The sequence below is a fragment of the Streptomyces sp. NPDC038707 genome, from assembly GCF_040636485.1.
Taxonomy (GTDB): Bacteria; Actinomycetota; Actinomycetes; order Streptomycetales; family Streptomycetaceae; genus Streptomyces.
In genome coordinates, this window is the sequence record NZ_JBEZUP010000010.1 from 207,787 (window position 1) to 234,625 (window position 26,839).

At 68.8% G+C, this 26,839-nt stretch carries 18 protein-coding genes and 1 pseudogene; 2 read left to right on the forward strand and 17 right to left on the reverse strand.

The window, feature by feature from the left end; all coding sequences use genetic code 11:
• Positions 1-61: 61 nt before the first annotated feature.
• Entirely contained in the window at positions 62-1,513 is a 1,452-nt protein-coding gene (locus tag AB0E62_RS16740) for an aldehyde dehydrogenase (protein WP_362193324.1), read from the reverse strand.
• 203 nt (positions 1,514-1,716) lie between these two features.
• Here AB0E62_RS16740 and AB0E62_RS16745 point away from each other — a divergent pair, with 203 nt between their 5' ends.
• Positions 1,717-2,436, forward strand: a complete 720-nt coding sequence (locus tag AB0E62_RS16745) for a TetR family transcriptional regulator (protein WP_362193327.1) — start codon at positions 1,717-1,719, stop codon at positions 2,434-2,436.
• 95 nt (positions 2,437-2,531) lie between these two features.
• On the opposite strand, the gene AB0E62_RS16750 is transcribed toward AB0E62_RS16745, so the two are convergent.
• On the reverse strand, positions 2,532-5,594 hold the full coding sequence (locus AB0E62_RS16750; RefSeq protein ID WP_362193330.1) for a glycosyl hydrolase 115 family protein: 3,063 nt from the start codon (positions 5,592-5,594) through the stop codon (positions 2,532-2,534).
• A gap of 172 nt (positions 5,595-5,766) precedes the next feature.
• Between AB0E62_RS16750 and AB0E62_RS16755 the strand changes: the two genes are divergently transcribed.
• A complete protein-coding gene (locus AB0E62_RS16755) occupies positions 5,767-6,315 on the forward strand; it encodes a hypothetical protein (RefSeq protein WP_362193333.1) in 549 nt (182 codons plus the stop codon).
• Positions 6,316-6,609: 294 nt separating this feature from the next.
• Here the strand turns inward: AB0E62_RS16755 and tuf are convergent, their stop codons facing one another.
• From tuf to secE, 15 genes and pseudogenes are all read right to left on the reverse strand, one after another.
• Complete coding sequence (gene tuf / locus AB0E62_RS16760; RefSeq protein WP_362193336.1) at positions 6,610-7,803, reverse strand: elongation factor Tu; 1,194 nt, start codon at positions 7,801-7,803, stop codon at positions 6,610-6,612.
• 156 nt (positions 7,804-7,959) lie between these two features.
• Positions 7,960-10,086 carry an elongation factor G gene (fusA, locus tag AB0E62_RS16765; RefSeq protein ID WP_362193339.1) on the reverse strand — a complete coding sequence of 709 codons (2,127 nt, stop codon included), beginning with the start codon at positions 10,084-10,086 and terminating at the stop codon, positions 7,960-7,962.
• A 39-nt stretch (positions 10,087-10,125) separates the two neighbouring features.
• Positions 10,126-10,596 carry a 30S ribosomal protein S7 gene (rpsG, locus tag AB0E62_RS16770; protein WP_003998848.1) on the reverse strand — a complete coding sequence of 157 codons (471 nt, stop codon included), beginning with the start codon at positions 10,594-10,596 and terminating at the stop codon, positions 10,126-10,128.
• Between the two features lie 2 nt (positions 10,597-10,598).
• Positions 10,599-10,970 carry a 30S ribosomal protein S12 gene (gene rpsL / locus AB0E62_RS16775; protein ID WP_003948652.1) on the reverse strand — a complete coding sequence of 124 codons (372 nt, stop codon included), beginning with the start codon at positions 10,968-10,970 and terminating at the stop codon, positions 10,599-10,601.
• A 520-nt stretch (positions 10,971-11,490) separates the two neighbouring features.
• Positions 11,491-15,390: a DNA-directed RNA polymerase subunit beta' gene (locus AB0E62_RS16780; protein WP_362193342.1), complete on the reverse strand. Its 3,900-nt coding sequence runs from the start codon at positions 15,388-15,390 to the stop codon at positions 11,491-11,493.
• A 97-nt stretch (positions 15,391-15,487) separates the two neighbouring features.
• Positions 15,488-18,973, reverse strand: coding sequence for a DNA-directed RNA polymerase subunit beta (rpoB, locus tag AB0E62_RS16785; RefSeq protein WP_362193345.1), 3,486 nt, complete (start codon positions 18,971-18,973; stop codon positions 15,488-15,490).
• Between the two features lie 548 nt (positions 18,974-19,521).
• Entirely contained in the window at positions 19,522-19,908 is a 387-nt protein-coding gene (rplL, locus tag AB0E62_RS16790; protein WP_362193493.1) for a 50S ribosomal protein L7/L12, read from the reverse strand.
• Between the two features lie 109 nt (positions 19,909-20,017).
• On the reverse strand, positions 20,018-20,548 hold the full coding sequence (gene rplJ / locus AB0E62_RS16795; RefSeq protein WP_362193348.1) for a 50S ribosomal protein L10: 531 nt from the start codon (positions 20,546-20,548) through the stop codon (positions 20,018-20,020).
• 863 nt (positions 20,549-21,411) lie between these two features.
• Positions 21,412-21,561 (reverse strand): annotated as a pseudogene (locus AB0E62_RS16800) (ATP-binding domain-containing protein); the annotation flags it as partial.
• Between the two features lie 969 nt (positions 21,562-22,530).
• The gene (locus AB0E62_RS16805; RefSeq protein WP_362193351.1) at positions 22,531-23,463 is read right to left on the reverse strand and encodes a hypothetical protein; all 933 of its coding nucleotides are present in this window, start codon (positions 23,461-23,463) and stop codon (positions 22,531-22,533) included.
• A gap of 166 nt (positions 23,464-23,629) precedes the next feature.
• A complete protein-coding gene (gene rplA, locus AB0E62_RS16810) occupies positions 23,630-24,355 on the reverse strand; it encodes a 50S ribosomal protein L1 (RefSeq protein WP_362193354.1) in 726 nt (241 codons plus the stop codon).
• Positions 24,356-24,464: 109 nt separating this feature from the next.
• Positions 24,465-24,899: a 50S ribosomal protein L11 gene (gene rplK, locus AB0E62_RS16815; RefSeq protein WP_030601313.1), complete on the reverse strand. Its 435-nt coding sequence runs from the start codon at positions 24,897-24,899 to the stop codon at positions 24,465-24,467.
• A 130-nt stretch (positions 24,900-25,029) separates the two neighbouring features.
• A complete protein-coding gene (locus tag AB0E62_RS16820; protein ID WP_362193358.1) occupies positions 25,030-25,419 on the reverse strand; it encodes a hypothetical protein in 390 nt (129 codons plus the stop codon).
• Positions 25,420-25,505: 86 nt separating this feature from the next.
• A complete protein-coding gene (gene nusG, locus AB0E62_RS16825; RefSeq protein ID WP_362193361.1) occupies positions 25,506-26,390 on the reverse strand; it encodes a transcription termination/antitermination protein NusG in 885 nt (294 codons plus the stop codon).
• 80 nt (positions 26,391-26,470) lie between these two features.
• On the reverse strand, positions 26,471-26,755 hold the full coding sequence (gene secE, locus AB0E62_RS16830; protein WP_362193364.1) for a preprotein translocase subunit SecE: 285 nt from the start codon (positions 26,753-26,755) through the stop codon (positions 26,471-26,473).
• Positions 26,756-26,839 lie beyond the last annotated feature (84 nt).

A 26,839-nucleotide genomic window follows, 5' to 3' on the forward strand; every position in this document is an offset into this window, starting at 1 on the left:
GGGACAGCCCCAGGACGGGTTCATAAGTGGCCGGGCGGTGCTCCCCCGGTGCACGCGGTGCTCAGTCGCGGGCCGGGGCCACCCCGTAGATGGTCTTGGTCTCGCGGTAACCGGCCAGACCCTCTTCGCCCATCTCGCGGCCGATGCCCGACGCCTTGAAGCCGCCGCCCGGCGCACCGAAGTCCGGCGCGTAGCCGTTGACGCCCATGGTGCCGGTGCGCACCGCCCGGGCGACCGCGAAGGCCCGCTCCGCGTCTTCGCTGAAGACCGCTCCGCCCAGACCGTAGGCCGAGTCGTCGGCCAGGCGGACGGCGTCGTCGTCACCGTCGTGCGGGATCAGCGCCAGCACCGGGCCGAAGATCTCCTCCTGGGCGATCGTCATGCCGTTGTCGACGCCGGTGAAGACGGTCGGTTCCACGTACCAGCCGCGCTCCAGCCCCTCCGGGCGGCCGCCGCCGGTGGTGATGCGCGCGCCCTCGGCGAGACCGGCGGCGATGTAGCCCTCGACGCGGTCCCGCTGCCGCTCGGAGATCAGCGGACCGATCTGTGTGTCCTCGTCCCACGGGTCGCCGACCTTCAGCGTCCTGACGGCGGAGGTGATGGCCTGGGCGAACTCCTCGTAGCGGGCGCGCGGCAGCAGGATGCGGGTGAGTGCCATGCACGCCTGGCCGTTGTTGGGCACGATGCCACCCGCCAGTGCGTATTGGACCACCGTGTCCAAATTCGCGTCGTCCAGGACGACGGCCGCGGATTTCCCGCCCAGCTCCAGGCTCACGCGCTTGAGGTCGTTGCCGCAGATGGAGCCGATCGTGCGCCCCGCGCGCGTGCTGCCGGTGAAGGACACCTTGTCGATGCCGGAGTGGCGCACCAGGTACTCGCTGACCCGGCGGTCGGCGGCCACGATGTTCAGCACACCGGCCGGCAGGCCGGCCGCCAGCGCCGCTTCGGCCAGGAAGTAGAACTCCAGCGGTGTCTCCTCGGGCGCCTTGGCGACGACCGTGCAGCCGGCCGCCAGCGCCGGAGCGACCTTGGCCAGCAACAGGAACAGCGGGCTGTTCCACGGCACGATCGCGGCGACCACACCGACCGGCTCGTGGCGCACGGTGAACTCGGTTCCGGTCAGACCGGTCCGCACCTCCTCCATGCCGTCCCTCTCGGCCATGTCGGCGTAGTACCGGAGCAGGCCGGCGCCCGCCTGGCCGATCCACAGGTTGTTGGCGCGCGTGGTGCCGACCTCGTCGGTCATCACATCGGCGATCGCCTCTCCGGACGCGGTCAGGTTCTCCGCCAGCCGGCGCAGGATCACGCCCCGCTCGCCCGGTGACATCCGCGGCCACGGGCCCTGGTCGAACGCCCGGCGCGCCGCGTCGACGGCCCGGTCGATGTCGTCGGTGACGCCCAGCGGCGCCCGGCCGACGACCTCCTGGGTGGACGGGGAAACCACGTCGGTCATCAAGGCACCGGCCGGCTTCTGCCACTGGCCGTCGATGGAGAAGTGCTCGTAGTCGTACATGTCAGTTCTTTTCGGGAGGGCTCCGCAGCGGGGTGCGGGGGCGGCTGTGCGGGAAGGGAGGAGTTCGCTCGTCCGGCGGGCTCGGTTCCGGGAACGATCTGCACCCGCCATTAAGTACCGCCGGTATCTTGACTCGGCGTCCCCACGGTAACGGACCACCGGTCGCTTATCAACGGACCGGCGGTCTGTAATACGCTGATCCCGTGGACTTCCAACGCGCCCGCAGTGACGAACAGCGCGCTCAGAGGCGGCGGCACATCCTCGAGGTGACGGCCGGGATGCTGACCGAGATGCCGGTCGCGCAGCTGAGCCTGAACGAACTGAGCCGGCGCGTGGGCCTGGCCAAGGCGAACGTGCTGCGGTACTTCGAATCACGCGAGGCGATCCTGCTCCAGCTGCTGGACGCCGAGCTGCGGGACTGGCTCACCGAGCTGGACGCACTGCTCACCCCCGTCCAGGGAACGCCGCGCGAGCGCGGAGACCGGCTCGCCCGGGTGCTGGCCGGGTCCCTGGCCCGGCGACCGGTGCTGTGCGACCTCATCAGCGCCCAGGCCGCCGTCCTGGAACGCAACGTCTCGGCCCAGGTGGCCCTCGCGCACAAATACGCGACGCTGCGCAGTTTCCGCGCCCTGGCCGAGCTGGCCCGCCGCTGCCTTCCCGAGCTCGGCGCGGAGGACGCCTTCCGGCTGACGGGCTTCGTCTCGCTGGCGGCCAGTGCGGCCTGGCCCTACATCCAGCCGTCACGGGCCCTGACGGCGGAGTACCCGGACGATCCGGTGGTGGCGGCCATGCACGTCGACTTCGCCGGCGTCGTCCGCCAGATCCTGGAGGTGTCCATCTCCGGGCTGCTGGAGCGCCAGGAGGACGTACCGCTGGGCGCCGGGCCCCTGGCCGGGATACCGCACGGCATCGGGCAGGAGTAAGGAGAGGGGGACTCCCCCAAGGGTTCGGGGAGCCGGTCTCCCGGGGACGGACCGTGTCGTACCCCGGGAGGATCCGACGCAGCTCTACACGGTCGTCACAACCGCCGGCTCTCCAGCGGCCCCAGGTACAGCTCCGGAAGCCCGCCCGTGTCGATCAGCAGCCGCTGGACCACCACCGTCGGGTCGACCATCCAGAACCTCAGGCGGTGGACGCCCGGTGAGGTCACCGTGTGGCGGGTGGCCGTGCGGTTGATGTTGTCGGAGGTGTTACGGGCCCACACCGTGTTCAGCAGGCCGTCGTCCGCGCCCTCGGTGATGTCCACCGTGCGGATCGGGCCGTCGTCCAGCGAGACGCCGTAGCGCAGCCCCGTCACCCCGGGGAGGGACGGGTTCCGGGGGGAGAGGTACGCCCAGACCGTCACCTCGCCGGGGGCGGACAGCAGCGTCACCTCGTACTCCAGGTGGGGGGTGGAGCCCCCGGGGGTCTGGCGTGGAGCCGTCACCGGCCACGGGGTCACGCCCGCCCCCGTGCGGCCGATGCCGTCGATGCGGCGCCACTGGCCGACCGCACGGTCATAGTGCTCGGCGTCGATCGCCACGTACCCGCCGGCCTCCACGAAGCCCCGTGCCCGGACGCCCGACGGGCGCTCCGCCACACAGCGGACCGGAACCGACACGCCCGCGCCCCGCACCGTCAGGGTCGCCTCCGCGCGCCCCTCGGGGGCCCGGGACCAGTCGACCTCCACCTCCAGACGGACCTGCTTCTCCACCCGGCCCCGGGGACGGTCCACCCGCAGCCAGGGCGCCGAGACCGACACCTCGTAGGAGAAGGGCGTGCGGCCCCGGTTGAAGATCTCCACGTACTGGCGGGGGCGGGTCTGGTAAGGGCTGAAGGGCGGGAGGGCCGCCGTACCGGAAGAACCTCCGGGCCACCACTCGCCCTCGTCCTCCGCGCCGTCCACCGACACGCCCAGCTCCGCCGCCTCCGGCACCTCGATCCGCCGCACCGCCGGGAACAGCACGTCGGGTATGGCCACGTTGTCCTTCTCCGGCTGCTGCCAGCCCGCGTTCGGGCCGTAGCGCTCCACATCGCCGTAGTCGATGTGCGGCTGGGTCTGGAAGCCCTGCCACTTGCCGTCCGCCACCCGGGAGTTGAAGCGGTCGGCGAGGGCGAAGTCCCGGGCGAGGCCCGCCTCCGCCCGGGCCGCGCGGTCGTTCGCCGCGGCCCGGCCCTGCGCCGCGTAGAGCAGGTTCGTGAACTCCGCCTCCCGCAGCTCGTACAGGTTCGCGGTCGCCGTCACCTCGTAGCCGGCCAGTTCGAACCACGCGTCCCGCAGCCGCTCCGGCAGCCTGCGCTCGACGCGTTCGGCGCGGCGGCCCAGCTCGCGCCACTCCTCGGTGACCCGTTCCAGCTCCCGGTGCCCGAAGTAGTACGGGGTCTGCTGGTCGTCGTAGACGACCTTGTCACCGGAAAGAGTGATCCGGCGGTTCAGCAGCTCGGGCTTGCGGCGGGCCTGGAGCCGGCCGTACTCCGCCAGCAGCGACGCGATCTCCTTCGCCTGCGCCTCGCCGAAGTTCTGCCGGGCGTAACGTTCCTCCCAGGCGCCGAGACGCTCCAGCGGCAGGCGGTCCGGGTTCCAGGCGTAGGCGAGGAAGAACTCCGTCGGCAGTTCGTTGCCCTTCAGGTCGCCGACGTTGACCACCCACAGACCGTGGTTCCCGTAGGCGTGCGCCTGGTGGAGCTGGTCCCAGACGTTGCGGAGGTTCGCGGTGTCGACCCACTTGTAGTTGCGGCCGGCCCCGACGTAGTCGAAGTGGTAGTACAGGCCGTAGCCGCCGGTCCGCGGGCCGTCCGGGTGCTTGCGGATGTTTCCCCAGTTGTCGTCCGTGAGGACCACGGTGACGTCGTCGGGGGCACGAAGACCCCGGTCCCAGTAGCGTTGCACCTCCTTGTAGAGGGTCCACACCTGGGGCGTCTCGGCGGCCGGTTTCCCGGTCACCTCCTCGATGATCTTCCGCTGGTCGGCGATGATCTGCTGCATCAGTTCGATGCCGTCGCCGTCGGGCAGGCTGGTGTCGCCGTTGCCGCGCATGCCGAGGGTGACGACGCCCTCGAAGCCCTCGTCGACCATGCGCTGGATGCCCGCGCGCCAGTACGCCCGGATCGCCTCCGGATTGCGGCGGTACGACCACTCCCCCGTACCCCCGTAGGGGTCGGTACCCGAGCCCGCGTGCCGGTTCCACTCCTCGATGCCGCGCATCATCGGCGCCTCGTGGGAGGTGCCCATCACGATCCCGTACTGGGCGGCCCTGCGGTGGTTCTCCGGGTCGTCCTCGGCGAACGCCCGGCCCCACACCGCCGGCCAGAGGTAGTTCGCCTTCAGGCGCAGCAGGACCTCGAACACCTTCGCGTAGAAGTCGGCCGTGAAGCCGTTGGGGAACCCCGGCGCCTTTCCGGAGCCGAAGTAGGCCGGGGCCCAGGTGCCGAGCGCCGGGTTCTCGTCGTTGACGAAGATGCCCCGGTACTTCACCGCCGGGGTCCCCTGGGTGAACCGGCCGGGCTTCACCCACACGTGCTTGCGCCGCGTCGGCGGCACGTCGTCCCACCAGTGCCAGGGCGAGACCCCGATGCCGTACGAGACGTCGTACGCCCCGAAGATCGTGCCCCGCGGATCGCTGCCCGCGATGACGAACGCCCGCTCCACCCCGGGCATCGGGTGGTCCACGACGGTCTGGAGCGAGGTCTCCCACTTGCCCCGCACGCCGGTCACGTCGAGCTTGCCGGAGCGGACCAGGCCGTCGATCAGCGGGCTGCGGCCGATCGTGCCGACCAGCACCGGGAAGCGGCCGATGGTCGTACCCGGGCGGACGCCGGTCACCCGCGCGAGGTCGTCCCGCAGGTCCCCCGCGACCCGTACGACTCCGGGGTGATCCTCCGGGCTGACCACCACCGGCGCGCCCACCAGGGAGAACACCCCGCCCGTGAACGAGATGTACGACCCCGGGTCCGTCACCCGCAGCCCCTCCCCGGAGACGGCCCCGGACCCGGACCCCGGCCCGGACGCGGCCCCCGCCACCGGCCCCGACACCGCGGCCAGCCCGGCCCCCAGGACCGTCCCGCCCAGGACCGTCCTACGGCTGACGTGCGCAGACGACATACGGCACTCCTCCAGTCCCACGCGCCTCGCTATTTGCTCAGCGGCATGACAAATAGTGGGCGAGGCGACGGCACCGGGGAACGGGTCGTACGCACCGAATAGTTTCGAGACCCGTAAGGGACGCCCCCGAGACGCCCGCGGCCTGGTCGGCAGGGCTCGCTAGCCTCCGGGCATGACCCGGACGACTCCCCCGCGCCCCCTGGACATCACCGTCCCCTTCCCCGAGCTGGCACCGCTCGCCCGCACCGCCGTACGGCTGCACCCGCGGGCCGGCACCCCCGCCCCGGCGGACAGCTCGCTCGGCGGGCCGCTGCTGTGGCCGGCCGGGGAGGCGTGGCCGGGGTGCCCGGAGCACGCCGGGCCCTGGCACCGGGGAACCCCGCCCGACGACGTACGACGGGCCCGGCGCGTGCTGCGCGAGGCGTGGGCCCGGCCGCGCGCCGCGGGCGCCGCGCTGCTGACCGAGGCGGAGGAAGCCGTCGTGGACCGGGGGCGGGCGCGGACCCGGATACCCGTGGAGGGCCGCTCCCGATGGTGCCGGCGCTCCAGCTATACGCCGCCGACGTGCCCGCCCTGCCCCGCCCCGCCGGCACCGACCTGCTCCAGGTGCTGTGGTGCCCCTTCGACCACGGCCCCGGCCACCTCCCCCGGGTGGAGCTGCGCCGGCGCGACTCGGCCGCCGTCACCGGTCCGCTCGCCGCACCGCCACGGCCCGCCGTGATCGGCAACGCCGACTACCTGCCCGAACCCTGCGTGCTGCACCCGGAGACCGTCACCGAATACCCCGCCCCGGGACGCCGGGTACACCGGACCGATGTTCCAGGGGCCGTCCGGGCAGACCGAGCTGAACTTCGGCCGCGGGTACTGCCTGCAGATCTACGGGTGCGAGGCGTCGTACGACCACCCCCCGCTGACGAACATGCAGTGAAGGCCCGGGAAAGCAGAAGAGGCCCGTACGACCGGAGTCGTACGGGCCTCCCCTCAGGTCAGGTGCTGACCCTCAAGCAAGCGGAACTTACTTCAGGATCTTGGTGACCTGGCCGGCGCCCACGGTGCGGCCACCCTCACGGATGGCGAACTTCAGGCCCTCTTCCATGGCGACGGGCTGGATGAGCGACACCGTCATCTCGGTGTTGTCACCCGGCATGACCATCTCGGTGCCCTCGGGGAGGGTCACCACGCCGGTCACGTCCGTCGTGCGGAAGTAGAACTGCGGACGGTAGTTGTTGAAGAACGGCGTGTGGCGGCCACCCTCGTCCTTGGACAGGATGTAGGCCTGCGCCTCGAACTCGGTGTGCGGGGTGACCGAGCCCGGCTTGATGATGACCTGGCCGCGCTCGACGTCCTCGCGCTTGATGCCACGGAGGAGCAGACCGACGTTCTCACCGGCCTGGCCCTCGTCGAGCAGCTTGCGGAACATCTCGATGCCGGTGACCGTGGTGGAGGTCTTCTCGGTCTTGATGCCGATGATGTCGACGTTCTCGTTGACCTTGAGGACACCACGCTCGATACGGCCGGTGACGACCGTACCGCGACCGGTGATGGTGAAGACGTCCTCGATCGGCATGAGGAACGGCTTGTCGACGTCGCGCTCCGGCTGCGGGATCGACTCGTCGACGGCCTTCATCAGCTCGAGGACGGAGTCCACCCACTGCTGCTCGCCCTCGAGGGCCTTGAGCGCGGAGACCTTGACGACCGGAACGTCGTCGCCCGGGAACTCGTACTCGGAGAGGAGCTCACGGACCTCGAGCTCGACGAGCTCCAGGATCTCCTCGTCGTCCACCATGTCGGCCTTGTTCAGGGCGACGACGATGTACGGAACGCCGACCTGGCGGGCCAGGAGCACGTGCTCCTTGGTCTGCGGCATCGGGCCGTCGGTGGCGGCGACCACCAGGATCGCGCCGTCCATCTGCGCGGCACCGGTGATCATGTTCTTGATGTAGTCCGCGTGACCCGGGCAGTCGACGTGGGCGTAGTGACGCGCCTCGGTCTGGTACTCGACGTGCGCGATGGAGATGGTGATACCGCGCTGACGCTCCTCGGGCGCCTTGTCGATGTTGTCGAACGGGGTGGCCTCGTTCAGGTCCGGGTACGCGTCGTGCAGCACCTTGGTAATGGCGGCCGTGAGGGTCGTCTTACCGTGGTCGATGTGACCGATGGTGCCGATGTTGACGTGCGGCTTAGTCCGCTCGAACTTCGCCTTCGCCACTGGGGTCCTCCTGTGGAGTGGTTCTGTACGCCTTACTTCATCGGCGCCAGGTGATCTTTGCTGTAAAGGCCCGGAACCCGGGGCAAACGCTCGCGATAGCGGACGTTTGCCCCTGGAGGCTCCGGAGTCAAGCCTACGGCGTGTTTACGCGGTGCGTTACTCGCCCTTGGCCTTCGCGATGATCTCCTCGGCGACGTTCCGCGGAACCTCGGCGTAGGAGTCGAACTGCATCGAGTAGCTTGCGCGACCCGACGTCTTGCTGCGGAGGTCGCCGACGTAGCCGAACATCTCCGACAGGGGCACGAGGCCCTTCACGACGCGGGCACCAGCCCGCTCCTCCATGGCCTGGATCTGGCCACGGCGGGAGTTGATGTCGCCGATGACGTCACCCATGTAGTCCTCGGGCGTGGTGACCTCGACGGCCATCATCGGCTCGAGCAGCACGGGGCTGGCCTTGCGCGCGGCCTCCTTGAAGGCCTGCGAACCGGCGATCTTGAAGGCGAGCTCGGAGGAGTCGACCTCGTGGTAGGCACCGTCGTGGAGGATGACACGGACACCGGTCATCTCGTAGCCCGCGAGGATGCCGAACTGCATGGCCTCCTGGCAGCCGGCGTCCACCGAAGGAATGTACTCCTTCGGGATACGGCCACCGGTCACCTTGTTCACGAACTCGTACGAGGTGTCGCCGCCCTCGAGCGGCTCGATGCCGATCTGCACCTTCGCGAACTGACCGGTACCACCGGTCTGCTTCTTGTGGGTGTAGTCGACGCGCTCGACGGCCTTGCGGATCGTCTCGCGGTAGGCCACCTGCGGCTTGCCGACGTTGGCCTCGACCTTGAACTCGCGCTTCATGCGGTCCACGAGGACCTCGAGGTGAAGCTCGCCCATACCGCCGATGACGGTCTGGCCGGTCTCCTCGTTGGTGTGCACCTGGAAGGAGGGGTCCTCCTCCGCGAGACGCTGGATGGCGACACCCAGCTTCTCCTGGTCACCCTTGGACTTGGGCTCGATCGCGACCTCGATGACCGGCGCCGGGAAGTCCATGGACTCCAGGATCACCGGGTTCTTCTCGTCGCAGAGCGTCTCACCGGTGGTGGTCTGCTTCAGGCCCATGACGGCGACGATGTCGCCCGCGCCCACCGACTCGATCTCCTCACGCTTGTTGGCGTGCATGCGGTAGATCTTGCCGATGCGCTCCTTGCGGCCCTTGACGGAGTTCAGCACGGCGGTGCCGGACTCCAGGCGGCCGGAGTACACGCGGACGAAAGTGAGCTTGCCGAGGTGCGGGTCGCTCATGATCTTGAACGCCAGCGCCGACAGCGGCTCGTCGTCGGACGGCTTGCGCTTGACGACCTCCTCCGCGTTGTTGACCGCGTGGCCCTCGATGGCCTCGATGTCAACCGGGGAGGGGAGGTAGCGCACGACCGCGTCGAGCAGGGGCTGGACACCCTTGTTCTTGAACGCGGTACCGCAGAACACCGGGGTCACCGTGGTGCCGGTGCCCTTGCCGGAGGCGATGGTGATACGACGGATCGCGGCGTACAGCTGCTCCACGGAAGGCTCCTCGCCCTCCAGGTACAGCTCCATGATCTCTTCGTCGTTCTCGGCCACGGCCTCGAGCAGCTTGCCGCGCCACTCCTCGGCCGCCTCGGTGTGGGTCTCCGGGATGTCGACGATGTCGTACATCTCGCCCTTGGTGGCCTCGGCGGACCAGACGAACGCCTTCATCGTCACCAGGTCGACGACACCCTTGAAGTCCGCCTCGGCACCGATCGGCAGCTGCATGACCAGCGGCTGCGCGCCCAGGCGGTCGGAGATCATGTCGACACAGCGGTGGAACTCGGCACCGGTGCGGTCGAGCTTGTTGACGAAGCAGATACGCGGCACGCCGTAGCGGTCCGCCTGACGCCACACCGTCTCGGACTGCGGCTCGACGCCGGCGACGCCGTCGAACACCGTCACGGCACCGTCGAGCACGCGCAGGGAGCGCTCCACCTCGACGGTGAAGTCGACGTGACCCGGGGTGTCGATGATGTTGATGGTGTGGTCGACGTTCTCCAGCGACCAGTGACAGGTGGTGGCAGCAGAGGTGATCGTGATGCCACGCTCCTGCTCCTGCTCCATCCAGTCCATGGTGGCAGCGCCGTCGTGGACCTCACCGATCTTGTAAGACACACCGGTGTAGAACAGGATCCGCTCGGTGGTGGTCGTCTTGCCCGCGTCGATGTGGGCCATGATCCCGATGTTGCGGACCTTGGCCAGGTCAAGTGAAGTGGTAGCCATAAGGCTTCAGTCTTCTCTCGGTCTCGATGTGGGTAGCGACTACCAGCGGTAGTGCGCGAAGGCCTTGTTGGACTCGGCCATCTTGTGGGTGTCCTCGCGCTTCTTCACGGCCGCACCGAGGCCGTTGGAGGCATCGAGAAGCTCGTTGAGGAGACGCTCGGTCATGGTCTTCTCGCGACGGGCGCGGGAGTAACCGACCAGCCAGCGCAGCGCCAGGGTGTTGGCGCGGCCGGGCTTGACCTCGACCGGCACCTGGTAGGTGGCGCCACCGACACGGCGGGACTTGACCTCGAGGGTCGGCTTGATGTTCTCAAGAGCGCGCTTGAGCGTGATGACCGGGTCGTTGCCGGTCTTCTCGCGCAGGCCCTCCATGGCGCCGTAGACGATGCGCTCGGCGGTGGAGCGCTTGCCGTTCAGCAGCACCTTGTTGATCAGGGAGGTCACCAGAGGAGAGCCGTAGACCGGGTCGATGATGACCGGGCGCTTCGGGGCGGGGCCCTTACGAGGCATTCTTACTTCTCCTTCTTGGCGCCGTAACGGCTGCGAGCCTGCTTGCGGTTCTTGACACCCTGGGTGTCGAGCGAACCGCGGATGATCTTGTAGCGAACACCCGGCAGGTCCTTCACACGGCCGCCGCGCACGAGCACGATGGAGTGCTCCTGCAGGTTGTGTCCCTCACCCGGAATGTAAGCGGTGACCTCGATGCCGCTGGTCAGACGCACACGCGCGACCTTGCGGAGGGCCGAGTTCGGCTTCTTCGGGGTGGTCGTGAACACACGCGTGCAGACGCCGCGACGCTGGGGCGAACCCTCGAGTGCGGGCGTCTTGTTCTTTTCGACCTTGTCCTGCCGGCCCTTCCGGACCAGCTGCTGGATCGTAGGCACTACTTCTCCGGTTTCTGTGTGCCGATGGGTACAGCTAACCTGGAACGTCGCCGACCCACGCGGTCGGGTGTGTCGAATCCGCCAGACTCCCGCCGCAAGGCGGAAAGGGCGCGAATTACGGTGGCCGCTCGTGACTCGCCGCACGGTTTACAGGCACGCACAGGAGCCAGGGCACACCCCAGGCACAAGGTCTGAGCGTACCTACCTCATTCGCTGCGGTCAAAACAAATGGGGCCCACCCCAACCGGACAGGCCCGGGCTGTGCGCATGGTCACTCCCCCGGCACCTCCACCGAGTTCCCGTAGCAGGGCAGCCGGCCCGCCGCCGGCGATCCAGGCCGTCGGCGCAATGGCCCCCCAGAGCTACAGAACCGCGGCACAGAGCGCCGCTCGGGCCCGCACGCGGTCCGTGTACGCGAAGACGGCGCGGCCGCCGCACAGGAGCAGCAGAGGGGCCGCGGTCCGGACACGCCGAAGGGCGGCCACCCCGTACCGGGATGGCCGCCCTTCATGCTGCTCGCTTACTGGTTGTACGGACCGTAGTCGTAGTCCTCCAGCGGGACGGCCTGGCCGGAGCCGGTGCCGAACGGCGAGTAGTCGATGTCGTCGTAGCCGACGGCCGAGTACATCGCGGCCTTGGCCTCCTCGGTCGGCTCGACCCGGATGTTGCGGTAGCGGGACAGACCCGTACCGGCCGGGATGAGCTTACCGATGATGACGTTCTCCTTGAGGCCGATGAGGCTGTCGGACTTGGCGTTGATCGCCGCGTCCGTCAGGACTCGGGTCGTCTCCTGGAAGGAGGCGGCCGACAGCCAGGATTCCGTCGCCAGCGAGGCCTTGGTGATACCCATCAGCTGCGGACGACCGGAGGCCGGGTGACCGCCCTCCTGGACCACACGACGGTTCTCCTGCTCGAAGCGGGAGCGCTCGACCAGCTCGCCGGGCAGCAGCTCGGCGTCGCCGGACTCGATGATCGTCACGCGGCGCAGCATCTGCCGGATGATGATCTCGATGTGCTTGTCGTGGATCGACACACCCTGCGAGTTGTAGACCTTCTGGACCTCGCCGACCAGGTGGACCTGGACGGCACGCTGGCCCAGGATGCGCAGCACGTCGTGCGGGTTGGTGGCACCCACGGTGAGCTGCTGGCCCACCTCGACGTGGTCGCCCTCGCGCACCAGGACCTTGGCACGCTTCGAGATCGGGTACGCCGTCTCGTCGCTGCCGTCGTCCGGGGTGACGACGATCTTCTTGGTCTTCTCGGTCTCCTCGATACGGACGCGACCGGAGGCCTCGGAGATCGGGGCGACACCCTTCGGGGTACGGGCCTCGAAGAGCTCGACGACACGCGGCAGACCCTGGGTGATGTCGTCACCGGCCACACCACCGGTGTGGAAGGTACGCATCGTCAGCTGGGTACCGGGCTCACCGATGGACTGGGCGGCGATGATGCCGACCGCCTCACCGATGTCGACCAGCTTGCCGGTGGCCAGCGAACGGCCGTAGCACATCGCGCAGGTACCGACGGCGGACTCGCAGGTCAGCACCGAACGGGTCTTGACCTCCTCGACGCCGCGGGAAACCAGTTCCTCGATGAGGACGTCACCCAGGTCGGTGCCGGCCGGGGCCAGCACCTGCCCGTCGACCACGATGTCCTCGGCGAGGCAGCGCGCGTACACGGACGTCTCGACGTCGTCCGCCTTGCGCAGCACGCCGTCCGCGCCCCGCTCCGCGATCCGCAGCTTGAGACCGCGCTCGGTGCCGCAGTCCTCCTCGCGGATGATGACGTCCTGCGAGACGTCCACCAGACGACGGGTCAGGTAACCCGAGTCGGCGGTACGCAGGGCGGTGTCCGCCAGACCCTTACGGGCACCGTGCGTGGAGATGAAGTACTCCAGCACGGACAGACCCTCACGGAACGACGCCTTGATCGGACGCGGGATGGTCTCGTTCTTCGCGTTCGACACCAGACCACGCATACCGGCGATCTGCCGCATCTGCATCATGTTTCCTCGGGCACCCGAGTCAACCATCATGAAGATGGGGTTCGTCTTGGGGAAGTTCTCGTTCATCGCCTCGGCGACCTCGTTGGTCGCCTTGGTCCAGATCGCGATGAGCTCCTGAGTGCGCTCTTCCTTGGTGATCAGACCGCGCTCGTACTGCTTCTGGACCTTCTCGTCCTGCGCCTCGTAGCCCTTGACGATCTCCTTCTTCGCCTCGGGAACGACGACGTCGGAGATGGCCACGGTGACACCGGAACGGGTCGCCCAGTAGAAGCCGGCCGCCTTCAGGTTGTCGAGCGTCGCCGCCACGATGACCTTGGGGTAGCGCTCGGCCAGGTCGTTGACGATCTCGGAGAGCTGCTTCTTGCCCACCGAGTAGTCGACGAACGGGTAGTCCTCGGGCAGCAGCTCGTTGAACAGCGCGCGGCCCAGGGTGGTGCGCAGGCGGAACGAGTCGCCCTGCTGCCACTCGGGCTCGCCCTCCTCGCGGGCCGGCGGCGTCCAGCCCCGCGGCGGGATGGTGCCCACCGGGAAGCGGATGTCGATCTGCGACTGCAGCGCCAGCTCGCCGGCGTCGAACGCCATGATCGCCTCGGCCGTGGAGCCGAACGCGCGGCCCTCGCCCTTGGTGTCACGCAGCTCGCCGTCGGTGGTGAGGAAGAACAGACCGAGGACCATGTCCTGGGTCGGCATCGTCACCGGACGGCCGTCGGCCGGCTTGAGGATGTTGTTCGAGGACAGCATCAGGATGCGGGCCTCGGCCTGCGCCTCCGCGGACAGCGGCAGGTGCACGGCCATCTGGTCACCGTCGAAGTCCGCGTTGAACGCGGTGCACACGAGCGGGTGGATCTGGATGGCCTTGCCCTCGACCAGCTGCGGCTCGAAGGCCTGGATGCCGAGGCGGTGCAGGGTGGGAGCACGGTTCAGCAGCACCGGGTGCTCGGCGATGACCTCTTCGAGGACGTCGTACACGACCGTGCGGCCGCGCTCCACCATGCGCTTGGCGCTCTTGATGTTCTGCGCGTGGTTCAGGTCGACCAGGCGCTTCATCACGAACGGCTTGAACAGCTCCAGCGCCATCGCCTTGGGCAGACCGCACTGGTGCAGCTTCAGCTGCGGGCCGACGACGATGACGGAACGCGCCGAGTAGTCGACACGCTTGCCGAGCAGGTTCTGACGGAAACGGCCCTGCTTGCCCTTCAGCATGTCGCTGAGGGACTTCAGCGGACGGTTGCCGGGGCCCGTGACCGGACGGCCGCGACGGCCGTTGTCGAACAGCGCGTCGACGGCCTCCTGGAGCATGCGCTTCTCGTTGTTCACGATGATCTCGGGCGCGCCGAGGTCGAGAAGCCGCTTCAGGCGGTTGTTGCGGTTGATGACACGGCGGTACAGGTCGTTCAGGTCGGAGGTCGCGAAGCGGCCACCGTCCAGCTGCACCATCGGACGCAGGTCCGGCGGGATGACCGGGACGCAGTCCAGGACCATGCCCTTGGGGCTGTTGGAGGTCTGCAGGAACGCGGAGACGACCTTCAGCCGCTTCAGGGCGCGGGTCTTCTTCTGGCCCTTGCCGGTGCGGATGATCTCGCGGAGCTTCTCGGCCTCCTCCTCGAGGTCGAAGGACTCCAGGCGCTTCTGCAGCGCGGCGGCGCCCATCGAGCCGTCGAAGTAGGTGCCGAAGCGGTCGCGCAGCTCGCGGTAGAGCAGCTCGTCGCCCTCCAGGTCCTGGACCTTGAGGTTCTTGAACCGGTTCCACACCTCGTCGAGACGGTCGATCTCGCGCTGCGCACGGTCGCGCAGCTGCTTCATCTCACGCTCGGCACCCTCGCGCACCTTGCGGCGCACGTCGGCCTTGGCGCCCTCGGCCTCCAGCTCGGCCAGGTCGGTCTCGAGCTTCTTGGCGCGGGCCTCGAGGTCGGCGTCGCGGCGGTTCTCGATCTGCTGGCGCTCGACCGAGACGTGCGCCTCCAGGGAGGGCAGGTCGCGCTGACGGCGCTCCTCGTCGACGTACGTGATCATGTACGCCGCGAAGTAGATGACCTTCTCGAGGTCCTTCGGCGCCAGGTCCAGCAGGTAGCCGAGGCGCGAGGGGACACCCTTGAAGTACCAGATGTGGGTGACGGGAGCGGCCAGCTCGATGTGGCCCATCCGCTCACGGCGCACCTTGGCGCGGGTGACCTCGACGCCACAGCGCTCGCAGATGATGCCCTTGAAGCGGACGCGCTTGTACTTGCCGCAGTAGCACTCCCAGTCCCGGGTCGGACCGAAGATCTTCTCGCAGAAGAGTCCGTCCTTCTCGGGCTTGAGGGTGCGGTAGTTGATGGTCTCGGGCTTCTTGACCTCGCCGTGGCTCCACTGACGGATGTCGTCAGCGGTGGCCAGGCCGATCCGGAGCTCGTCGAAGAAGTTGACGTCGAGCACTATGCGTCAATCCCTCTCAGGGTCGTAAGTCTGTGGTCTGTACGGGGGCCTGGGGGTCGGCGGGCCCCTGGTCGGTCAGGGGCCCGCCGGACTCCCGTCAGACCTCTTCGACGCTGCTCGGCTCGCGCCGGGACAGGTCGATACCGAGCTCCTCCGCAGCGCGGAAGACATCTTCGTCGGTGTCGCGCATCTCGATGGACATACCGTCGCTGGACAGCACCTCCACGTTCAGGCAGAGCGACTGCATCTCCTTGATGAGCACCTTGAAGGACTCGGGGATGCCGGGCTCGGGGATGTTCTCGCCCTTGACGATGGCCTCGTAGACCTTCACGCGGCCGGTGACGTCGTCGGACTTGATGGTCAGCAGCTCCTGGAGCGCGTAGGCGGCGCCGTACGCCTCGAGTGCCCACACCTCCATCTCGCCGAACCGCTGGCCACCGAACTGGGCCTTACCACCCAGCGGCTGCTGGGTGATCATCGAGTACGGGCCGGTCGAACGCGCGTGCAGCTTGTCGTCGACCAGGTGGTGCAGCTTGAGGATGTACATGTAGCCGACCGAGATCGGGTCCGGGAACGGCTCACCGCTACGGCCGTCGAACAGCCGTGCCTTGCCGGACGGGAGCACCAGGCGCTCGCCGTCGCGGTTCGGGATGGTGTGCTGCAGCAGACCCGCCAGCTCGTCCTCGCGGGCACCGTCGAAGACCGGGGTGGCGACGTTGGTGCGCGGGGCGACCTTGTCGGCACCGATGGCCTGCAGACGCTGGGCCCACTCGTCGGCCAGGCCGGAGACGTCCCAGCCGCGGCTGGCGAGCCAGCCGAGGTGGATCTCCAGGACCTGTCCCGGGTTCATTCGGGACGGCACACCCAGCGGGTTGAGGATGATGTCGACCGGGGTGCCGTCCTCCAGGAACGGCATGTCCTCGATCGGCAGGATCTTGGAGATGACACCCTTGTTGCCGTGCCGGCCGGCGAGCTTGTCACCGTCGGTGATCTTGCGCTTCTGCGCGACGTAGACGCGGACCAGCTGGTTCACGCCCGGCGGCAGCTCGTCGCCCTCCTCGCGGTCGAAGACGCGCACGCCGATGACCTTGCCGGTCTCGCCGTGCGGCACCTTCAGCGAGGTGTCACGGACCTCACGGGCCTTCTCACCGAAGATCGCGCGCAGCAGGCGCTCCTCGGGGGTCAGCTCGGTCTCACCCTTCGGGGTGACCTTGCCGACGAGGATGTCGCCGGCGATGACCTCGGCGCCGATGCGGATGATGCCGCGCTCGTCGAGGTCGGCGAGGACCTCCTCGGAGACGTTCGGGATGTCCCGGGTGATCTCCTCGGGGCCGAGCTTGGTGTCACGGGCGTCGACCTCGTGCTCCTCGATGTGGATCGAGGAGAGGACGTCGTCCTGCACGAGGCGCTGCGACAGGATGATCGCGTCCTCGTAGTTGTGACCCTCCCACGGCATGAACGCCACGAGCAGGTTCTTGCCGAGGGCCATCTCGCCGTTCTGGGTGGCCGGGCCGTCGGCGAGGACCTGGCCCTCGATGACGCGGTCGCCCTCGTTGACGATGACCTTCTGGTTGACCGAGGTGCCCTGGTTCGAGCGGGCGAACTTGGCCAGGCGGTACGTGATGTACGTGCCGTCGTCGTTGGCGGTGGTGATGTAGTCCGCGGAGACCTCCTGGACCACACCGGCCTTCTCGGCCTTGACGACGTCGCCGGCGTCGACGGCGGAGCGGTACTCCATGCCGGTACCGACGAGCGGGGCCTCCGACTTAATCAGCGGAACGGCCTGGCGCATCATGTTCGCGCCCATGAGGGCACGGTTGGCGTCGTCGTGCTCGAGGAAGGGGATCATGGCGGTCGCGACCGACACCATCTGGCGCGGCGAGACGTCCATGTAGTCCACGTCCTCGGGGCCGACGTAGTCGACCTCGCCGCCGCGGCGGCGGACCAGGACGCGGTTCTCCTCGAAGCGGAGGTCGCTGGTCAGCGGCGCGTTGGCCTGCGCGATGACGAAGCGGTCCTCCTCGTCGGCGGTCAGGTAGTCGACCTCGTCGGTGACCTGGCCGTCGATGACCTTGCGGTACGGGGTCTCGACGAAACCGAACGCGTTGACCCGGCCGTAGGAGGCGAGCGAGCCGATCAGACCGATGTTCGGGCCTTCGGGCGTCTCGATCGGGCACATGCGGCCGTAGTGCGAGGGGTGCACGTCACGGACCTCGAAGCCGGCCCGCTCACGGGACAGACCACCGGGGCCCAGCGCCGACAGACGGCGCTTGTGCGTCAGACCGGACAGCGGGTTGTTCTGGTCCATGAACTGCGACAGCTGGCTGGTGCCGAAGAACTCCTTGATGGAGGCGACGACCGGCCGGATGTTGATCAGGGTCTGCGGCGTGATCGCCTCGACGTCCTGGGTCGTCATGCGCTCGCGCACGACGCGCTCCATACGGGCGAGACCCGTACGGACCTGGTTCTGGATCAGCTCGCCGACGCTGCGCAGGCGGCGGTTGCCGAAGTGGTCGATGTCGTCGGTCTCGACGACGACCGTCTCGCCGTTGTCACCGGTGGTCTCGGTCTCGCCGGCGTGCAGCTTCACCAGGTACTTGATCGTCGAGATGATGTCCTCGACGGTCAGGATGCCCGCGTCCAGCGGGGTGTCCGTACCCAGCTTCTTGTTGACCTTGTAGCGACCGACCTTCGCGAGGTCGTAGCGCTTCGGGTTGAAGTAGAGGTTCTCCAGCAGCGTCTGCGCGGCCTCGCGCGTGGGGGGCTCGCCCGGGCGCAGCTTGCGGTAGATGTCGAGCAGCGCGTCGTCCTGGCCCTGGGTGTGGTCCTTCTCCAGGGTGGCGCGCATCGACTCGTAGTCGCCGAACTCCTCAAGGATCTGCTCGGTGGTCCAGCCGAGCGCCTTCAGCAGCACGGTGACCGACTGCTTGCGCTTGCGGTCGATGCGGACACCGACCATGTCGCGCTTGTCGATCTCCATCTCCAGCCAGGCACCCCGGGACGGGATGATCTTGGCGGAGAAGATGTCCTTGTCGGACGTCTTGTCGATGCTGGAGTCGAAGTAGACACCGGGGGAACGGACCAGCTGAGACACCACGACACGCTCGGTGCCGTTGATGACGAAGGTGCCCTTGTTCGTCATGAGCGGGAAGTCGCCCATGAAGACCGTCTGGGACTTGATCTCACCGGTCTCGTTGTTGGTGAACTCGGCGGTGACGAAGAGCGGGGCGGCGTACGTGAAGTCGCGCTCCTTGCACTCGTCGATCGAGTTCTTCGGCGGCTCGAAGCGGTGGTCCCGGAACGTCAGCGACATCGACCCGGAGAAGTCCTCGATCGGGGAGATCTCCTCGAAGATCTCCTCCAGACCGGACTTGGTGGGGACGTCCTGACCGTTCTCCAGAGCCTCCTCGACCCGAGTCTGCCAGGCGGTGTTGCCGAGCAGCCAGTCAAAGCTCTCGGTCTGCAGCGCGAGCAGGTTCGGAACCTCGAGGGGCTCCTTGATCTTTGCAAAGGAGATGCGCAGCGGGGCGGTGCTGGCGCCGTTGTTCGTATTCGCGGTCGAGGCAGTGCGCGAGGCGGCCAAGAGGGGGTCCTTCCGAGGGCTCGGACTCACTACGCGCGTACCGTTCCCTCTCCTGCACACAGGGACGGAAACCCCAGGTCGGGGGGTATCGGTCGACTGTGCTCAAGTGAGGGCAGACCCCTGGTGACGGGCAGGGGACAGCTAACAGGCAGCGCAAAGGGTCAGTGTAGCCACTTGGCACACTGATGTCCAGCGCGGGTTTTCGAAGACCCTCGTTGTGCTCAACGCCTCTCTCAACGCCCTCGGCATCCTGCCCTCAACGCACGTTGATACTGCCCTCTTCGTCGTCGATCCATGCCTCGGATTCGGATCCTTGTGACGACGCGTCCTGAGAATTGCGCGCTGCGTGCGGTTCGTCAAGGGTTCCTTGCCGGAACCGGGGCGTCCGGAGACACGACGAAGATCACCTTACCCCGCACGAACACAGGTGCAAGGCAGCCCTCGCCAGGCTCCGGGGAACGCCGAAGGGCGACCACCCAGATGGATGATCGCCCTTCGGTGCGTTCGCGTTACAGCCCTAGCGGGCCGCTGTGGCGGTCGCGAAGGTCTTACTTGACCTCGACGGAGGCACCGGCGCCCTTGAGGGCCTCGGCGGCCTTGTCAGCGGCCTCCTTGTTGACCTTCTCGAGGACCGGCTTCGGGGTGCCGTCGACGAGGTCCTTGGCCTCCTTCAGACCCAGGGAGGTCAGCTCACGCACGACCTTGATGACCTGGATCTTCTTGTCGCCGGCACCGGTGAGGATGACGTCGAACTCGTCCTTCTCCTCCTCGGCGTCGGCGGCCGGGGCACCCGGGGCGCCGGCGGCGGCAACCGCGACGGGGGCGGCGGCGGTGACGTCGAACTTCTCCTCGAACGCCTTCACGAACTCGGCGAGCTGGATCAGGGTCATGCCCTCGAACTCGGCGAGCAGTTCGTCCTGGGTGAGAGCCATGATGGCTTTCCTTCCACTAAATCGGCTGGTGCCGGGATGTACATGAATGGCGGGCGTACGTTCGGCCCGCTACGACCGCTGCCTGGAGGCGGCGGTCATGATGCGAGCCGAATTACTCGGCACCGCCCTGCTCGGCCTGCTTGGCGCGCAGCGCGTCCACGGTGCGGACGAGCTTCGACGGGAGCGCCTGGAAGAGCGCGGCAGCCTGGGACTGCTTGCCCTTCATGGCGCCCGCCAGCTTGGCGAGCAGAACCTCGCGGGACTCGAGGTCCGCAAGCTTCTTGATCTCGTCGGCGGACAGCGCCTTGCCGTCAAGGACACCGCCCTTGATGACGAGATCGGGGTTGTCCTTGGCGAAGTCACGCAGACCCTTCGCCGACTCCACCGGGTCACCGGTGACGAAGGCGACGGCCGTCGGGCCAGCAAAGAGCTGGTCCTCCAGCGTGATCCCGGCCTCCTTGGCCGCAATCTTGGTCAGCGTGTTCTTCACCACGGCGTACTGGGCGTTCTCACCGAGCGACCGGCGCAGCGTCTTGAGCTGCGCCACGGTGAGACCGCGGTACTCGGTCAGCACGGCGGCGTTGGAGCTGCGGAACTTGTCCGTCAGCTCAGCAACCGCGGCAGCCTTGTCGGGCCTCGCCATAGAGCCTCGGCCTCCTTCCGGGTGATTCGGACCGCGCGGACCCGAAGGAGGACTGGGAAAAAGAAACGCCCCGGCGCAGGCGCACGGGGCGGACTCGACCGGCCTTGCACACGCTGGGCGCGCGCACTCCGGGAGCACTTCCACAGTCACCTGCGCGGGTCGCCCACTTTTCAGCGGATCCTTCGGCCACCGCGCCCTCATTCGAGCGCACGGCAACGACCAGCGGTCTTTGGCTTCCCCCAGAGAGTACGGGACCGGATCGTCCCTGAGCAAATCGGTCCGTTTGGGGGAGGAGACTGGTGGGCACGGGGCGACGAACCGACGGCGCCGCACGTGGCGGAGGGGACACTTCGGCGGGAGCGGGGGCGGGCCGAAGCCGGACCCCGGCCAGCCCCAGGCGACACGGCGGTGAGCCAGCGCATGGAGGAGACCTGGCAGGGACGCCGGCTGAGCTGGGTCCGGCGCTGGAGTGGTGCCCGGCGACGACACCGCGCCGGAACGGCGGACAGGCGACGCGAGCCGGAGCCAGGGCCGGGGCCGGGCCGGGAGGCGGTCGGTACTGCGGTGAGCCGGCGCGTGGCGGTCGCGTGGGGAGGGGCGCTGATCGAACTGGCTCCGGCCGTACGACGGCGAACCCACGGGACGGCAGACACGCGGCGCGAGCCGTAGCCAGGGCCGGGGCCTGGAGACGGCCGGTACTGCGGTGAGCCGGCGCATGGCGGACGCGCGGGCGGAAACGCTGACCGCACCCCTCCGGCCGTAACGCGGCGACACCTCGGACGGGATGGCAGACACGCGGCGCGCTCCACGATCACGGGCGAGCACCTGGCGGAGTACGCCGGCCGCTGAGCCCCCGCGGGGTCTCAGAACGGCAGCGGGCGGGCGTGCACCACGTCCAGGCGGGAGACCGCCCGGGTCAGCACCACGTACAGCCGGTGCGCGCCCCGCTCCTCCGCCTCCGCCACGGCCGCCGGTTCGACGGCGATGACGTGGTCGTACTCCAGGCCCTTGACCAGGGTCGGGCGCGGGAGCGGGCCGAAGCCGGACACGGGCCAGCCCCAGGCGACATGGCGGTGAACCGACGCCGCCGCGGAGACCCGGACAGGGACGCCGGCTGAGCTCTGTCCGGCTCGGCGGCGACACCGCGACGGGAACGGCGGACTGGCGTGCGAGCGGGAGCCAGGGCTGGGAGGCGGTCGGTACTGCGGTGAGCCGGCGCGTGGCGGTCGCGCGGGGAAGGGCGCTGATCGACCTCCCTCCGGCCGTGCGGCGGCGGGCCGACGGCGACACCGCGGCGGGACGGCAGACACGCGGCGCGAGTGAGCGAGGGCTGCCGGAGCCGGGCCCGGGCCAGGCAGCGGCGGTGTGTCGGCGTATGGCGGGCGGGCGGGCAAGGCCGCTGACCCAGCCGCCTCCGCGGGCCGGTGAGGGGGCCGTACAGGTGTCTTGGCGCTGCGGCGGACAGGCGACGCGAGCCGGAGCCAGGGCCGGGAGGCGGTCGGTACTGCGGTGAGCCGGCGCGTGGCGGTCGCGCGGGGAAGGGCGCTGATCGAACTGGCTTCGGCCGTACGGCGGCGGGCCGACGGCGACACCACGACGGGACGGCAGACACGCGGCGCGAGTGAGCGAGGGCTGCCGGAGCCGGGCCCGGGCCAGGCAGCGGCGGTGTGTCGGCGTATGACAGGCGGGCGGACAAGGCCGCTGACCCAGCCGCCTCCGCGGGTCGGTGAGGGGGCCGTACAGGTGTCTTGGCGCTGCGGCGGACTGGCGTTGCGAGCCGGAGCCGGGCTGGGGCCTGGGGCGGGCCAGGAGGGCTCCCCTGGGGCCCGGGACGGGGCCGTGGGTCGTAGTCGGCGCCGGGGTCGGGGGCGGTTACAGGCGGCGCGAGAGGCGCCTGCTGCGGGGCAGGGGGCCGGGCCCCCGGAGCCTGCCGGCCGGCGCGGGCCGGGAGCGGGCTCAGGGGGCCGAGGGCGTCGGCCGGGTCAGGAGGCGGTGCCTGCGGTGCCCGCGCCCGTGCCGCCCGTGGTCATGCCGCCGGACTTCATCATCTCCCCGAAGTCCTTGGTGTCGCCGGCCGGCGGGGCCTCGGCGGTGACCTTCACGCCGTAGTCCGAGTAGAACGTCGTGTTGTTCAGGGTGCCGTTGGCGGTCGCGGCCTTCTCGGTCTTCTTGATCAGGAGGTCCTGGTCATTGACCCAGATGTCGATGGTCTCGGTGGTGACCCCGGCCTGGCTGAGCTGCTTCTTCAGGGCCGCCATCTGGTCGGCGCCGAGGTTGCTGGTCTTGTCGGCGAGGTCGGCGACCTTGATCTTGCCGGAGTAGTGCGTGGTCTGGACGCCGGAGACCTTCTCCTCCCCGACCTTCTTCACGTCACCGGAGGCCAGCAGCATCTTCACGGACTGGTTCGGGGTGGCGTTCTGGAGCTGGTCCTTCATGTACGACCCGGACGCGCCGCCGAGCTTGGCGAGGTCGTCGTAGGAGTACTTGATCCAGTGCTTGCCGCCGCCCGCCTGCTGGGCGTACGCCTCGCTCATGTGCGCGTAGTAGGCGTCCGGCATATACCGGGCCTCCATCGACTGGGTGCCGGCCTTCTTCATCAGCTCGGCCATCTGGCCACCGGTGTAGGTGATGGTCAGGTTGCCCTTGAGACCGTCGCTCCAGGTCAGCGCGCCGTTCGCGGTCATCGACATGATGTCGCCGAGGGACGTCGTGGATCGCACCTTCGCCGAGTCGGCCTGGTCGGTGGACTTCTCGACGGACCGCAGCGCGGCGATCGGGCTGAGGTGTATCGGGCCCTTGCCGGCCGCCTTGTCACCGCCCTTGTCGGAGTCGGAGGAGCCGCAGGCGGCCACTCCGGTCAGCGCGGCCACCACCGCTATGGAAAGGGTCGCCCGGCGCACGGTCGTGCTCTTCATCTACTCCCACCCCTGTTGAGTGTCCTGTGCCCTGCACCGTAGCCCAGGCCACTGACAGTCGTTCGAAAGGCCGTACACAGAAAGGACGGGCCCGGAACCGGAGAGGTTCCAGGGCCCGCCCTTTTGTTCACGCGTCGCTGACGCGGCTACCGAACCGAGCCGGGGCTCAGACGGCGGCCGGGTCCTCCTCGACGAGGAGGTTGCGGGTGCGGTTCGGGTCGACCGGAATGCCGGGGCCCATCGTGGTGGTGATGGCGGCCTTCTTGATGTAGCGACCCTTGGCGGCGGACGGCTTCAGACGGAGGATCTCCTCCAGCGCGGCGCCGTAGTTCTCCACCAGCTTGTCGTCCTCGAAGGACGCCTTGCCGATGATGAAGTGCAGGTTCGAGTGCTTGTCGACGCGGAACTCGATCTTGCCGCCCTTGATGTCCGTGACGGCCTTGGTCACGTCGGGGGTGACGGTGCCGGTCTTCGGGTTCGGCATCAGACCACGCGGGCCGAGGACGCGGCCGAGGCGGCCGACCTTGCCCATGAGGTCCGGGGTGGCGACGACGGCGTCGAAGTCCAGACGGCCCTTCGCGACCTCGTCGATCAGCTCGTCGGCACCGACGATGTCGGCGCCCGCGGCACGCGCGGCCTCGGCACGGTCGCCGGTCGCGAAGACCAGGACCCGGGCGGTCTTACCGGTGCCGTGCGGAAGGTTCACGGTGCCACGGACCATCTGGTCGGCCTTGCGCGGGTCGACACCCAGACGGAAGGCGACCTCGACGGTGGCGTCGAACTTGGTCGTGGAGGTCTCCTTGGCGAGACGGACGGCCTCGAGCGGGGCGTACAGCTTCTCCCGGTCGATCTTGGCGTCCGCAGCGCGGAGAGCCTTGCTGCGCTTGCTCACAACTTGCTCCTGTGTGTTCTGAAAGGAGTCGTGGTCCCTGGGCCGAGCAGGCCCTGCCACGTGCGGCCGCGAAATGCGGGCAGCCGCATGACTGCTACGAAGGTGGGGTTCAGCCCTCGACCGTGACGCCCATGGAACGCGCGGTGCCGGCGATGATCTTCGCGGCGGCGTCCAGGTCGTTCGCGTTCAGGTCGGGCATCTTGGTCTGGGCGATCTCACGGACCTGCGCCTGGGTGATCTTGGCGACCTTGGTCTTGTGCGGCTCGCCGGAGCCCTTCTCGATGCCCGCGGCCTTGAGGATCATCTTCGCGGCCGGCGGCGTCTTGGTGACGAAGGTGAAGGAACGGTCTTCGTAGACCGTGATCTCCACCGGGATGACCCAACCGCGCTGCGACTCGGTCGCGGCGTTGTAGGCCTTGCAGAACTCCATGATGTTGACGCCGTGCTGACCCAGCGCCGGGCCGACCGGCGGAGCCGGGTTGGCGGCGCCGGCCTGGATCTGGAGCTTGATGAGCCCCGTGACCTTCTTCTTCTTGGGAGGCATGCTCTCTCCGGGTCCTTACTGAGAGGTTGATGGCCGTCTGCGACTCCGGATCCATGCCGATGCACGATCCCGCAGATGGCATACCGCACAACGATAGCCGCTGTCCCCTCGGGACAAGAAATCCCCCAGGTCAGGCGGCCCGCGCGGACTCTTCGGGGCGCCGGTCGCGCAGCACGTGCACGGCCGCGGCGAGCAGTGCGAGCAGGGTCGCGCCCACGGGCACGGCGAGCACCGCGGCGACGGCCGTACGCCCGGTCTCGGCGGCGAGCGCCACCCGCTCCGGCTCTCCGGGCGCGACCCGCACGGACACGGAGTCGCCCTCGGCGCGGCCCCACGCGCGCGTGCCGATCGGCAGGCCGGCCGTCACCCGCTGCCCCGCGAGGGAGTAGGTCACCGTGCAGCCGCCCAGGAGGCAGGACCCGTCGTGGAAGGTGGCGGCGACCGGCTCGGCGCCGCGCAGCCCGGTGCGCTGCCAGGCCACCGGGAAGCAGACGGCGTACGTCAGCACGAGGAGCGCCACCGCGGCCACGGTGGCGGCGACGGCGGGCCGGACACGGCGGAAGCGCCCCGGGCCGGTGACCGGCGGGGCGCTTCCGGGGTGTGCGTTCAGTTCTTCTGGATCTGGTCGAAGGACAGCTCGACCGGCGTCTCGCGGCCGAAGATCTCGACGAGACCCTTGACCTTCTTGGAGTCGGGGTTGATCTCGTTGATGGTCGCCTGGAGCGTGGCGAACGGGCCGTCGGTGACGGTGACCGAGTCGCCGACCTCGAAGTCCAGCACCTGGACCTCGACCTTGCGCTGCGGGGCGGGCTTGCCCTCGGCCGCGGCGGCCTCCCGGGCGGCCTTGTCCTCGGCCTCCGGGGCGAGCATCTTGACGATCTCGTCCAGGGTCAGCGGGTAGGGGTCGTAGGCGTTGCCGACGAAGCCGGTGACGCCCGGGGTGTTGCGGACGACGCCCCAGGACTCGTTGGTCAGGTCCATGCGGACCAGGACGTAACCCGGCAGCTTGTTCTGCTTGATCGTCTTGCGGTCGCCGTTCTTGATCTGGACGACCTCCTCCTGCGGCACCTCGGCCTGGAAGATGTAGTCCTCGACGTTCAGCGAGACGGCGCGCTGCTCCAGGTTGGTCTTCACGCGGTTCTCGTAACCGGCGTAGGTGTGGATGACGTACCACTCGCCGGGCAGGGTGCGCAGTTCCTCGCGCAGGGCCTCGACCGGGTCGACCGGCGCGGCGGGCTCCGCCTCGGCGGTCTCCTCGGCGGCCTCGTCGCCCTCGTCCTCGTCCTCGGACTCCTCGGATGCGTCGTCGTCCTCGGATTCGTCCTCGGCGTGCACGGCGGCCTCCTCGGCCGGCTCCCCCGCCTCGGCCTCGGCAGCCTCGAACTCGTCCTGGTCGTCCGCGCCCTCGACGATGTCGAGCTCGTCGTCCACCGTCTCGGCAGCCAGCCCGCGGGGCTCGGTGGCGTCGTCGTTCAGGTTCGGGTCAGACACGATGGCTGCTTCTTCCTGGATACATAGGGGTGGAACATGCGAAAAGGGGCGCCGGTACCACGGCGCCCTTCGCTTTTGGCTCAGCCGAAGACGTACTTGGCTGCGTGGTCGAGCCCATAGTCAATCACGGTCACCAGAGCGATCATGATGACGACGAAGAAGATCACCACGGTGGTGTACGAAGTCAGCTGGTTGCGCGTCGGCCAGACGACCTTGCGGAGCTCCGCGATGATCTGGCGGTAGAAGGTGGCGAGGCGCTTCAGCGGGCCCTTCTTGGCGCGCTTTCCGCCCTTGCGGGCCCTCTTGGACTCGGGCACCTCGTCCTGGGCGTCAGGCGTGTCGATGGAGCCTACGGCGTCCGTCATAGTCCTCACCTGATCCCGGGTCGTGGCCGTGCCGCGCCCGGTTTCTGAGCCGCACGGCGGTGCATTGCTGTACGTACATGCGCA

Bases quoted from the DNA above. Each gene is read 5' to 3' on its own strand.
- AB0E62_RS16740 (WP_362193324.1), bottom strand. From the start codon at position 1,513: ATGTACGACTACGAGCACTTCTCCATCGACGGCCAGTGGCAGAAGCCG.
- AB0E62_RS16750 (WP_362193330.1), bottom strand. From the start codon at position 5,594: ATGTCGTCTGCGCACGTCAGCCGTAGGACGGTCCTGGGCGGGACGGTC.
- AB0E62_RS16755 (WP_362193333.1), top strand. From the start codon at position 5,767: ATGACCCGGACGACTCCCCCGCGCCCCCTGGACATCACCGTCCCCTTC.
- fusA (WP_362193339.1), bottom strand. From the start codon at position 10,086: ATGGCTACCACTTCACTTGACCTGGCCAAGGTCCGCAACATCGGGATC.
- rpsG (WP_003998848.1), bottom strand. From the start codon at position 10,596: ATGCCTCGTAAGGGCCCCGCCCCGAAGCGCCCGGTCATCATCGACCCG.
- rplJ (WP_362193348.1), bottom strand. From the start codon at position 20,548: ATGGCGAGGCCCGACAAGGCTGCCGCGGTTGCTGAGCTGACGGACAAG.
- AB0E62_RS16805 (WP_362193351.1), bottom strand. From the start codon at position 23,463: ATGAAGAGCACGACCGTGCGCCGGGCGACCCTTTCCATAGCGGTGGTG.
- rplK (WP_030601313.1), bottom strand. From the start codon at position 24,899: ATGCCTCCCAAGAAGAAGAAGGTCACGGGGCTCATCAAGCTCCAGATC.
- secE (WP_362193364.1), bottom strand. From the start codon at position 26,755: ATGACGGACGCCGTAGGCTCCATCGACACGCCTGACGCCCAGGACGAG.